Genomic DNA, 11,882 nt, shown 5'->3' with positions numbered 1-11,882 from the left:
TCAGGCCTTCAGCTCGGTGCTGGGGCCTTTGGTTTCCAATTCCGGACTGGGCCAGGCCAGCGGCGCTTCGCGCTCGTGGAAGCGTAAGCTGCCGCTCATGCCGGTGACCGCCAGCGCCTCTTCGAAAATCGCCATCACATCGACGCGGAAGGCTGGGCCGAATTCGGTTTCGCTGCGCAGGATGAGATCGAGCTGCTTGACGCTGACCAGTCCGTCGAACTGAATCGGGCCGGTGCTTTCCAGGTTGAAGTCGATGATGAAGCGGGTCTGCTGCTGTTTCTGCTTCTGGTCGCGGCGGCGGCGCATGAAAATCTGAACCGGCTCGACCTTGCCGCCGATCAGCATCGGCATCACCAAAGCCTGCCAGTCGTTGTCGCCGCCGCGCTGGTTGAGCCGGCCGAGTTCACGGAAATCATCATCCAGCCGGCGCAGCAATTCGCGCTTGCCCTGTTGCTCCAGCCGGCGCACCGCTTCCGAGCCAAGCCAGGCCTGGGCATTGCCGGCAGCCGCAGCGGCCATGAACTGCAAGGCCGTGGCGGCCAGCCGCGCATTGGGCTGCGGCAGCAATTCTGCCTGCAGACGCTGGGCCAGGGCGGGATCGGCGGCACGGATCGCATCCAAGGTCTGTTGCAGCACCGGCCATTCGCCCTGCAGCCGCGTCAGTACCGAGGCCAGCGGCGCTGGACCGAGCGACGTGGGCGCCGGTGTCGGCGGCCGGGTGATGGCGGCGAGTTCGAGCGACAGCTGGGTGCCAGGCGGCAAGGGCTGCGGCAGGCTGAGCGCCAGCAGGCCCTGTGGCGTGCTGACCAGTACCTGGCCGGAATTCGACTGACCGGTCACCACGCCGGTGAGCGTCTGACCAATCAGCGTCGCCGGATTGACCGCCGCATTGGCCAGCAGCGGCGCAGCTCCTGGCGGCAAAGGCGGCATGGTCTGGGCCGGAAGCGGCGGAGGCACTGACTGAGACACGGGCTGAGACACGGGCGGCGGCGCAGCGGTCTGCATCGGCGGCTGGATCGCAGGCTGTGCCGATGCCTGCGCCGTCATCTGCGCCACCATGGCTGGCGACAGGCCGGAGGCCAGCGGCGCGGCCTGCTGTGCCGCGGCCGGACTGGCCAGGATGACGGACGGCGCCGGCGACGCGCCGCCGGCAGGCAACGGCGCCGCTGCGCCAGCAGGAGCCGGAAGCGAAGCCCCCGGCATCGCACCGCCCGGTTGGGCGGTGGTCGGCGGCACTGCGATGGGTGGCGTTGTGACTGGTGGCGTCGTCACTGGCGCCGTTGCGACGGACGGCGATGCGGCAGGCGGTGGTGCGGTGGCAGCCGGCAAGATCGCAGCCTGCACCACCACCTGGATCTGGCTGCCTGGCGGCAGGGCGCTTTGCGCAGCGCTTGCTCCGGCACCGGCGGGCGCCGGCGGCGTCTGCACCGTGGCGGCAAGCGTCTGGCCGGGTTGCGGCAGTACCGGCGCGCCGGTCGTGGCCGGCTGCGGCGGCGCCACGGCGAGCGCAAGCTGGGCGGCGGTCGGCGGCTGCACCTGCACGGCCAAGGGCACCGGCAGGGCCGAGCCATTGGCCGCAGTGAGCGTCGCCTGCTGCGGATTTTCCGGGTTGAGTTGCAGCCGCAAAGCCGCATTCAGTACGGTGATGTTCGCCTGCTGCAGCACGCTGGCGAGATTGGGCAGGCTGAGCGTGCTGCCGGCGGCGGTGCGCACCAGCAGGGCATTGCCGTCGCGGGCAATCACCGTGGCATCGACCTGGCCGCCGCGCGCCAGTTCGCGCAGCGAGGTGGAGATTTCGGCGGCCGCATCCTGCAGCACCGTGGCGGGTGACGGCGTCTGGGATTGCGGCGTTTGGGGCTGGGTTGTCTGGGGCTGGGTTGTTTGGGGCTGAGCCTGCGCGGGCGCGGAACTGCCCGGCTGGATCACGGCCGCCGCCGTCTGCACCGCCGCGCCCTCTGCCGCAGTAGGCGTGGTGCTGGCGGGAGTCGCGGTGGCCGGCGCGGCGCTGGTCCCGCTATTGCCGGCCGGCGGCACCGGCGGCGTGGGCAGCAGCGGACCGAGATCGCTCACGCGCCAGTTCCGTCCGCGGCTGACGGATTCAGAGCGGCGCCGTCTGCGGCGCGCGCATCAGGCTGTGCATCAGCGCCTCGACATCCTCGGCGGCTTCGCACATCGGATGCCGGGTCAGCAGGGGCACCTGGTTGCGGATCGCATCACGCACCTTCTCGTCGCGGCGGATCACGCCGGCCAGCGGTGGCGAGTATTTCAGGAAATTCTCGGCCGCCTTGTTCAGCTTGGCATAGGTGCGCTCGCCCTCGCGCGTGGTCGGCGCGATATTGATCACCACGCGCACATCGGCGTTGCGGTCGGCCATGCGGGTCAGCTTGATATAGGCATAGGCATCGGTGAGCGCGGTGGGTTCGTCGTTGGTCACCACCAGGGTGATGCCGGCGGCGGCCGAGAAGGTGCGCACCACCGCGTCGACGCCGGCGCCCAGATCGATCACCACGCGGTCATAGCTTTTCGCCAGTTGCACCAGTTCGTCGCGCAGGGCGGTGAGCGCGGCCTGGTCCAGCGTCGCCAGCGAGGCCGAACCGGACTTGCCGGCGATGATGTCGAAGCCCGCCTCGGAAGACATCACGGCATCGGCCAGGCTGAAGCGGCCGGCGATCACGCTGCCCAGGTCGCGGTCGGGCATCAGGCCAAGCTGGATGTCGACATTGGCAAGGCCTATATCGCCATCGAACAGCAATACGCGCTGGCCCTGGCGGGCGAAGGTGTGGGCCAGGGTGACCGAGAGCCAGGTCTTGCCCACGCCGCCCTTGCCCGAGGCGATGGCGACCATATTGGGCTGACGCAGGGCCGCGGCCGGATGGCGGGGCGGGCGGGCAGCGGAAGGCGGGACAGGCGGCGTCGGCGTCATGGTTGTCACGGTCATTCAGCAGCCTTGAAAACGGCGGGTTTCGGGGCGGAAGTCTGGCTGGCATCGACAGCAACCGCATCGGGGTCGGCCAGCAGGCGATGAGCCAGGCCGAGCGGATCGAGGCGCAGGAAACCCTGGCCCACGAAAGGCGAGGCGCCGGCATCGGCAAAAGCAAGGCCGCCGAGATCGGCGGCGGTGACCAGCGCGCCGAGACGGCGCGCGGTATCGAGGCGGGTGGCGATAAAGCGGCGGGCGCCGAGCGCTGCGGCCTGACCGGCCAGCTCGCCGGTTTCCATCGCATCGGTGCCGGCGGCAAACACGGCAACCGGCTCCGCGCCGCTGGCATCGATCAGCGTCTTGATCGCCTTGCGGTCGGCAGCATCGAACAGGTTGATGCCGGCCGTGTCAATCACCAGCTTGGTATCAGCCGACACGGCATCGACGGCCTGGCCCAGCTCGCGCGCATCGGCGACTTCGGTGAAGGGCGTGGTCATGACGCGGCAGAGCGCGGCAAGCTGCTCTCCGGCAGCGGCGCGGCTGACGTCGCAGGACACCACCTGCACGGCACGACGATCCATCACGCAGCGCGCGGCAATCTTGGCGCTGGCAATGGTCTTGCCGCTGCCCGGTGGGCCGATCAGAATTAGCGGCCGGTTGTCGCTGCTCAGGCCCGGAAAGCGATAAACCTCGTCGAGCGCCTCGGCCAGCGCGCCAAGCGGGTCATCGAGACCAACGCGTTGAGCCGCCTGGGTCAGGCGCTCGGCGATCCGCGCCGGCACGCCATGCCAGCCCAGCGCGCCGGCAAGCAGTTCAGCCACCTGCTCCGGCGCAGCACTGGTGAAATCCTCGTCGGGGACGAACAACCGGCCATTGCCCTGGCCATAGCGCAGAGCCTGGGCTTCCGGCGTGGCGAAATCATCCTCGGTATGCTGCTCGACGGCCGCCGTGATCTCGACCCCGCCGCCATTGCGGTGGGTATAGGTCGACACGATGATGGCGTCCTCGCCCAAGGAGCGGCGCACGAGGTCCATCGCCTCGCTCATCGTCGCTGCCTGGAACGTCTTCAGCCGCATCCTTCGCTACCCCCTGGAACCGCGTCGTACTTATACGCGCCCTGTTTATATCTGCGCCACCGTCCGAAGCTTGGCCTTCGGGTGGATTTCCTGCTGCGACATCACCACGGTGGCCGGCCGGAACCGCTCCACGATCGAACGCACATAGGGTCGTATGCCCGGGCTGGTGAGCAGCACCGGCATATGGCCTTCCGCCGCCAACCGCTCGAAGGTCTGGCGCACCTGGGCGATGAAATCCTGCAGCCTGGAGGGCTGCATGCTGAGCTGGCGGTCCTCGCCCTGGCCGACCAGCGCCTCGGCGAAATTCTGCTCCCATTGCGGCGAGAGCGTCACCAGCGGAATATAGCCGTCCGGGCTGAGATGGGCATTGGAAATCTGCCGCGCCAGGCGGGTGCGGGCATGTTCGGTGATCTGGGTGACGCTCTGAGTGTAACCGGTGGCCTCGGCGACCGCCTCCAGGATGGTGGCGAGATCGCGGATCGAAACGCGCTCGGCCAGCAGGTTCTGCAGCACGCGCTGCACGCCGTTGACGCTGATGCGGCCCGGAATCACCTCGTTGACCAGCTTTTCATTGCCCTTCTTCAGTTCCTCGATCAGCTTCTGCGTCTCGGCATAGCTGAGCAGATCGGCCATGTTGTCCTTGACCACCTCAGTCAGGTGGGTGGTGATGACGGTGCCGGGATCGACCACGGTATAGCCGCGGAACATCGCCTCGTCGCGCAGGCTTTCGTCGACCCACATGGCGGGCAGGCCGAAGGTTGGCTCGATGGTCTCCTCGCCGGCCAGGGCGATGCGCTCGCCGCGCGGGTCCATCACCAGCAACGCGCTGGGCTTCACCGTGCCGCGGGCAGCCTCCACTTCCTTGACGCGAATCACATAGGTGGTGCCGGGCAACTGCATGTTATCGAGAATGCGCACGCTGGGCATGATGAAGCCCATGTCGATGGCGATCTGGCGGCGCAGGGCCTTGATCTGGTCGGTCAGGCGATAGCCGCGCGCGTCATTGATCAGGGGCAGCAGGCTGAAGCCGAGCTCAAGCCGCAGGTCGTCGATGCTGAGCGCGTTGGTGACCGGCTCGTCGAGCGGGCTGACCGGCGCGGGCGGCAGCGGCGGCGGCACGAAGGCGGCGATGCGCGCCTTCTTTTCCTGCTGCCAGGCCGCATAGGCCAGGCCAGCCGACACCAGGGCGAGCAGCAGGAAGGGCAGGAAGGGCATACCCGGGATGATGGCGAAGCAGGCCGACAGCACGGCGGACATGCCAAGCGCCTTGACCGAGGAAAGCTGTTTCGACAGCGCCTTGTCGGTCGAGCCGGCGACACCGCCCTTGGACACCATGATACCGGCGGCGACCGAAATGATCAGCGCCGGGATCTGCGCCACCAGGCCGTCACCGACGCTGAGGATCGAATAGGTGTTGAGCGCCTGGGCAAAGGTGAGCCCGTTCTGGATCACGCCGATCAGGATGCCGCCGATCAGGTTGATGAAAGTGATCAGCAGGCCGGCGACGGCATCACCGCGCACGAATTTCGAGGCACCGTCCATCGAGCCGAAGAAACCGGATTCGTCTTCCAGCTCCTTGCGGCGCAGCCGCGCGGTGGCCTCATCGATCAGGCCGGCCGACAGATCGGCGTCGATCGCCATCTGCTTGCCGGGCATGGCGTCCAAAGTGAAGCGCGCCGACACTTCGGCGATGCGGCCGGAGCCCTTGGTGATGACGACGAAGTTCACGATCACCAGGATGGCGAACACTATGATGCCGATCACCAGGTTGCCGCTCATGATGAACTGGCCAAAGGCCTCGATCACATGGCCGGCGGCGTCGGTGCCCTCGTGGCCCCGACTGAGGATCAACCGGGTCGATGCCAGGTTGAGCGACAGCCGCAGCATGGTAGTGATCAGCAGCACGGTCGGGAAACTGGAGAATTCGAGCGGCCGCTGGATGAACAGGCAGGTCATCATCACCAGCACCGAAATGGTGATCGACAGGGCCAGCGCCACGTCGAGCAGCCAGGTCGGCATCGGCAGGATGAGCACCGACAGGATGCCCATGACGCCGATGGCGAGCATGATGTCGCCATGGCGGCCGATATTCTTCAGGCGGTCGAATCCGCCCGCGCCGCCGCCGCCAAGGGCGACGTCCGGGGCACCCGCCTGGGTATCGGCCGGCACATTCTCCGCCATACTAACCTCTCCTCACCCCGCGCGGCGCGGCCTCAGGCCGTCGCGCGCGTGCCCTCGTTTGCCGCCGGAACGGCAAGGCCCTCGTCGGAATACTGCTTCAGCTTGTTGCGCAACGTGCGAATTGAAATGCCGAGGATATTCGCCGCGTGCGTGCGATTCCCTAAGCAATGCTTCAGCGTGTCGATGATCAGGTCGCGCTCGACATCGGCAACGGTGCGGCCAACCAGATTGGGCGCGGCAGCGGCGCCGTCGCCAGTGGCAACGCCGTCAGGCGACGGGCGACCCAGTGCATCGGCCAGCGCGCTGCCGTCGGGCAGGCGGATATCGCCGATCTCGATCTGCGGCCCCAAGGCCAGCAGCACGGCGCGGTGCATGGTGTTTTCCAGCTCGCGCACATTGCCGCGCCACGGCGCCTGTTTCAGCGCCTCCAGCGTGGCGGGACTTAAGGGGCGTTCCGGCACGCCGTTGACCTCGGCGTATTTCTTGACGAAATGCGTCGCCAGCAGCTCGATATCGGCCGGGCGCTGGCGCAGGGGCGGCAGCTTCAGGTTCACGACATTGAGGCGGAACAGCAGGTCTTCGCGGAAATTGCCCTTGGCGACTTCGTCGGCGAGATTGCGGTTCGAGGTGGCGATGACGCGGATATCAACCTTGACCGGCTTGGAGCCGCCGATGCGGTCGATCTCGCGCTCCTGGATGGCGCGCAGCAGCTTGGCCTGCAGGCGTATATCCATCTCGCTGATTTCGTCCAGCAGCAGGGTGCCGCCATTGGCTTCCTCGAACTTGCCGAGCCGTCGGGCAACGGCGCCGGTGAAGGCGCCCTTTTCATGGCCGAACAGCTCCGATTCGAGCAGCGTGTCGGGAATGGCGGCGCAGTTGACCGAGACGAAGGGCCGCTCGGCGCGCGGCGAACGGGCATGGATGAAATGCGCCATCACTTCCTTGCCAGTGCCGCTTTCGCCGGTGATCATCACCGAGGCGCCGCTGGGGGCGATCTGCTCGGCCAGCTTGACCACCTGGCCCATGGCCGGATCGCGGAACAGCAGCTGGTGGCTTTCTTCCGCCACCGCTTCCAGCACCGCGGCGATCAGGTCGGCCTCGGGCGGCAACGGCAGGTATTCCTTGGCGCCGGCGCGGATCGCGGCCACGGCGGCGCGGGCATCATTACCGATGCCGCAGGCCACCACCGGCAGGTTGATCCGCTCGGCCTTCAGGCTTTCCACCAGATGCTTCACGTCGAGGCTGACATCGATCATCGCCAGGTCGGCGCCGCGGCCAGCGCGCAGCGTGTTGAGCGCCTGATCGATATCTTCGACCTGTGACACCTTGGCGCCACGCTGCAGCGCGATGCGGGTCGCCGCACCGATCTGTCCGTTGAGCGTGCCGATGATGATCAGTCGCATAATCCGCCCCAGCTTCCCGCTTTACCTGTTATCCGCAGCTCAACCGCCACGGCCACCCTTGATGATTTCCGTCATGGTCACGCCGAGGCGGTCTTCCACCACCACCACCTCGCCGCGCGCCACCAGCCGGTTATTGACGTAAATGTCGATCGCCTCGCCGACCTTGCGGTCGAGCTCGACCACCGCGCCGCGACCCAGTTTCAGCAACTGACTGACCTGCATATTGGCCTTGCCAAGCACCGCCGAGACATGAACCGGAATATCGAATACCGCCTGCAGATCCGCCGCCGTGCGCGCCGCATTCGGATCCTCTTCCTCCATCATGTCGGGAGATTGTCCGAGGTCCTTCAGGTCGAGATCGTCGCTGTCAGCCATACCTGCTCACTCCCTGGCCGCGGCTATTCGCCGGGCTCGCCAAGCTGCGCCTGCAGCCCGGTAAGATAGCGTTCGACCGCCTGGTCGACTTCCTGTTCCAGCGCCGCCTGGCGCCGTTCGGCCGAGCCATCGGCCCAGTTGATGCGGCAATCGGTGGGCGCCATCGTCTCGTCAGGCACCAGGGCCACCTTGCCGCCGAAACCCGATTGCGCCACCAACTGGTCGATGCGCTGGTCAAGCAGCTGCACGACCGGCTCGGCAGCACGGATCACCAGGCGCGGCTCGTCGCGCATGTCGTCCATGCAGCGCAGCACCAGCGCCTCGATCTGCTCCAGCGGCTGGCGGTCGATCAGCCGGCCCGCCAGCTTGCGGGCAATCGCCACCGCCAGTTCCGTGGCCTCGGCACGCGCCGCCAGGCGCGAACGTTCCTCGCCGCCGGCAATGGCGGCAAGCCGTCCCTCCAGCGCGTGCATGGCCTGCTCCAGATTGCGCTGATGCTCGCCATGCGCCGCCACGCGACCGGCTTCTTCGCCCTCGGCATAGGCGGTGGCCCGGACGGCCTCCACGTCCTCGGCGGAGAATTTCGCCGGCGGCGGCTTGGGCGCGTAAGAACGCTCGACCTTCGGCTTGGTGCCGTCGAAGGGCAGATCGAACAGGAATTTGGCCTTGCTGACCATGATCGGTTACGCCGCTTTCCGCATCAGTAGATGAGCTCGTCTTCGCCCTTGTTGTCGGCCAACATGATTTCGCCCTTGGCCGCAAGTTCCTTGGCCGTGTTGACCATGGCCATCTGCGCCTCGTCGACATCTTTCAGGCGCACCGGGCCGAGCGATTCCATTTCCTCGCGCAGCAGCTTGGACGCGCGTTCGGACATGTTGGAGAAGAACAGGTCGCGCAGGGTTTCCGAGGCGCCCTTGAGCGCCAGGCTGAGCTTTTCCTTCTCCACGCTCTTGAGCAGGGTCTGCACGCCGGACGGATCCAGCTTGATCAAATCCTCGAAGGTGAACATCAGGGCCTTGATGCGCTCGGCGGCATCGCGGCTGCGCTCTTCCAGGGCGGCTAGGAAACGCGCCTCGGTATTGCGGTCGAGACTGTTGAAGATTTCCGCCATCATTTCGTGCGCGTCGCGCCGGTTGGTGCGCGCCAAGTTCGACATGAATTCGGTACGCAGGGTCTGCTCGACCTTGTCGAGCACTTCCTTCTGCACCGCCTCCATGCGCAGCATGCGCATGACGACTTCCATCGAGAATTCTTCCGGCAATGCCGCCAGCACGCGGGCGGCATGCTCGGGGCGGATCTTGGAGAGCACCACCGCGACGGTCTGGGGATATTCGTTCTTCAGGTAGTTCGCCAGCACGTTCTCATTCACGTTGGCGAGCTTGTCCCACATGGTGCGGCCGGCCGGACCGCGGATTTCCTCCATGATCTGATTGACGCGCTCGGATGGCAGCGCCTTCATCAGCAGTCGCTCAGTGCTGTCAAACGTACCGGTCAGCGACCCGGTGGAGGAGAAGTTATTGACGAATTCGAGGAACAGCTTCTCGACGACGTCGGAATTCACCGCGCCCAGATTGGCCATGTTCTGGGAGATTTCCTTGATCTCCTCGTCGTCAAGCAACGGCCAGATCTTGGATGAATGCTCCTCGCCAAGCGCCAACATCAGGACCGCCGCCTTATCGGGGCCCTTCATCTGACGGAAGTCTTTTTCACCGGCCATGAGTTAAACCCTCGTCCGACTCAGGTGGTCTGATAGAGCCAATTGCGGATGATCGACACGGCTTCCTCGGGATGCTTGTCGACGATCTCGCCGATCTTCTTCAGCGACGACGCCTTCACCTGGCCCTCGATGCGGGCGATGTCGATCATCGATTCGATGCCCGGCGTAGGCGGCGCCATGCCGGCATCGGGCGCGGCCGGCAGTTCGGCCAGCGGCGCGCCGCCAACCACCATCGGCAGGCCCGGCGCGGCCGGCGTCAGCATGCCGGGGGGGATATCCTCGCTTTCGCGCGAGGCTTCCAGCACGCGGCGGATCAGCGGACGCACCACCAGCAGCATGGCCAGCAGGCCAAGCAGTACATAGCCGGCGATCTCGCCGATGCGGAACAGCTCTTCCTTGGTCAGGCCGAGCAGCACCGGCAGACTGGCCGGGTCGATTTCCTCGGGGATGTCACCAGGCTCGGCGAAGCGCATCGACACGACTTCCACGGTGTCGCCACGCTGCTGGTCGAAGCCGATGGCATTGCGGACGAGGGTGTTGAGTTGCTGCAATTCTTCCGGCGAACGGGCCTGATAGGAGCGCTGGCCCTGACCGTCGACCTGGATGATGTTGTTGACCAGCACGGCGGCCGAAACACGGCGCATCACACCGGCCTCGCGCACCTGGGTGCGGACGGTCTTGGAAATCTCGTAATTGACCATTTCCTCGGTGCGGTTGGCCGTCGAGGTCGCCTGCGTGCCGCCCTGGCCCTGGGCCTCGGGCAGGTTGTTGGCCACCGTGACGTTCTGCTGGCCTTCCTGGCTCTGGTTGTTTTCCGTGATGGTCTGGGTCGAGCGCACCACCGCCTGGTCGGGATTGAACAGTTCCTGGTTGGTGGTGACGCGGTCGAAATCCATGTCGACCGAGATTTCCGCGCGCACGTTGCCAACACCGACCGAGCGTTCGATCAGGGCCTCGACATTCTTGCGCAGGCGATCCTCCACCTGGCGCCGCATGTCGGAGAGCCGGCTGACCGTGGCGGTGGCGGGATCGGTTTGCTCCTGCGTGCCGGCCAGCAGGTTGCCGCGATCATCGACCACGGAAATGCGGGTCGGCTTCAGGTCGGGCACGGCGGAGGCAACGAGATTCTGGATCGCGCGCACCTGCGGCTGGTCGAGCCGGCCGCCGCGCGTCTTGACCACGATGGAGGCCGAGGGTTCGCGCTGCTCGCGGCTGAACACCTCGCGCTTGGGCAGCACCAGATGCACGCGTGCCGATGACACCTGGTCAATCGAGCGGATGGTGCGCGCCAGTTCGCCTTCCAGGGCACGCAGGTGGTTGATGTTCTGCATGAAATTGGTGGCCGACAGGGCATTGGCCTTGTCGAAGATTTCATAGCCGGCGCCGCCGCTGGCCATCAGGCCGCCTTCGGCCAGCTGCATACGGGCGCGCAGCACGCGGTCTTCCGGCACCAGGACCTGCGCGCCGTTGGCGGCGATCTGGTAGGGAATCTTCTGGGCCTCGAGCCGGTTGACGATTTCGCCCGAGGTTTCCAGGTCGAGATTGCCGTACAGCAGCGCCATCTTGGGCTGCGTGACCTTCATCCCGAGGAAAACGAAAAAGCCGAGCAGAACGGCCGCCGTCGCCGCCAGCATCGCCAGCCGCGCGGGACCAATGCTCCGCATCATGTTCATGATTCCGTTCACGGCTTCACCCCATGCACCAGGCACGCGTTGTGGCAGGCACCTCCTGCCGCGCTTGCAAGGTAGGAACGCGGGATGAAAAAGAGGTTAACACCCCGGCAAAATTTGCCTAGCGGTTTGTTAACCTTACGGAATCAGGAAAATCAGTGATTTAGCGGAGCCCCCTCAGCCCGCCACACCGGACATCCGGGCCGCCGGGGCCCGCAGGGTGCCCGGGCGGTAATCCTGCAGCCGGGTGGTGCGCAGGCCAGGCAGACCATGTTCCTCGATGGCGCGCTGCCAGGACTGGAATTCCTCGAGCGTGAGGGCGTAGCGCTGGCAGGCCTCTTCCAGGCTGAGCAGGCCGCCACGCACGGCGGCCACCACTTCGGCCTTGCGGCGAATCACCCAGCGTTTGGTGCTGGGTGATGGCAGCGTGTCGCGGGTGATGCGCTGACCCTCCGGGCCGATCACACTGGCTGGCCGGCCCTGCGACGGCAGCTGACGCATCTGCGGATTGAGAGGCTGAACGTTTTCCATGCTAATCAC

The 11,882-nt window shown here is 66.3% G+C and carries 10 protein-coding genes; all 10 read right to left on the bottom strand.

Annotated features, from left to right (window positions below; translation table 11 throughout):
- Positions 1 to 2,070: a hypothetical protein gene (locus Q1J79_RS11110; RefSeq protein ID WP_300300197.1), complete on the bottom strand. Its 2,070-nt coding sequence runs from the start codon at positions 2,068 to 2,070 to the stop codon at positions 1 to 3.
- A gap of 28 nt (positions 2,071 to 2,098) precedes the next feature.
- Positions 2,099 to 2,845: a MinD/ParA family protein gene (locus Q1J79_RS11105; protein ID WP_300300208.1), complete on the bottom strand. Its 747-nt coding sequence runs from the start codon at positions 2,843 to 2,845 to the stop codon at positions 2,099 to 2,101.
- An 89-nt stretch (positions 2,846 to 2,934) separates the two neighbouring features.
- Entirely contained in the window at positions 2,935 to 3,996 is a 1,062-nt protein-coding gene (locus Q1J79_RS11100; RefSeq protein WP_300300195.1) for a hypothetical protein, read from the bottom strand.
- 45 nt (positions 3,997 to 4,041) lie between these two features.
- A complete protein-coding gene (flhA, locus tag Q1J79_RS11095) occupies positions 4,042 to 6,177 on the bottom strand; it encodes a flagellar biosynthesis protein FlhA (protein ID WP_300300193.1) in 2,136 nt (711 codons plus the stop codon).
- 32 nt (positions 6,178 to 6,209) lie between these two features.
- On the bottom strand, positions 6,210 to 7,580 hold the full coding sequence (locus Q1J79_RS11090; protein ID WP_300300191.1) for a sigma-54-dependent Fis family transcriptional regulator: 1,371 nt from the start codon (positions 7,578 to 7,580) through the stop codon (positions 6,210 to 6,212).
- A gap of 39 nt (positions 7,581 to 7,619) precedes the next feature.
- Entirely contained in the window at positions 7,620 to 7,955 is a 336-nt protein-coding gene (gene fliN, locus Q1J79_RS11085) for a flagellar motor switch protein FliN (RefSeq protein WP_300300188.1), read from the bottom strand.
- A gap of 23 nt (positions 7,956 to 7,978) precedes the next feature.
- Positions 7,979 to 8,632 carry a FliH/SctL family protein gene (locus tag Q1J79_RS11080; protein WP_300300186.1) on the bottom strand — a complete coding sequence of 218 codons (654 nt, stop codon included), beginning with the start codon at positions 8,630 to 8,632 and terminating at the stop codon, positions 7,979 to 7,981.
- Between the two features lie 23 nt (positions 8,633 to 8,655).
- Positions 8,656 to 9,672: a flagellar motor switch protein FliG gene (gene fliG, locus Q1J79_RS11075; RefSeq protein WP_300300183.1), complete on the bottom strand. Its 1,017-nt coding sequence runs from the start codon at positions 9,670 to 9,672 to the stop codon at positions 8,656 to 8,658.
- A gap of 20 nt (positions 9,673 to 9,692) precedes the next feature.
- The gene (gene fliF / locus Q1J79_RS11070) at positions 9,693 to 11,339 is read right to left on the bottom strand and encodes a flagellar basal-body MS-ring/collar protein FliF (protein ID WP_300300181.1); all 1,647 of its coding nucleotides are present in this window, start codon (positions 11,337 to 11,339) and stop codon (positions 9,693 to 9,695) included.
- A 180-nt stretch (positions 11,340 to 11,519) separates the two neighbouring features.
- Entirely contained in the window at positions 11,520 to 11,843 is a 324-nt protein-coding gene (locus Q1J79_RS11065) for a DUF1153 domain-containing protein (protein WP_300300206.1), read from the bottom strand.
- Positions 11,844 to 11,882 lie beyond the last annotated feature (39 nt).

The sequence above is a fragment of the Ferrovibrio sp. genome, from assembly GCF_029255545.1.
In the GTDB taxonomy this organism is placed as follows: Bacteria; Pseudomonadota; Alphaproteobacteria; order Ferrovibrionales; family Ferrovibrionaceae; genus Ferrovibrio.
The sequence above is the reverse complement of the archived record's forward strand: the minus strand, read 5'-3'. Positions and strand labels throughout refer to the sequence as shown.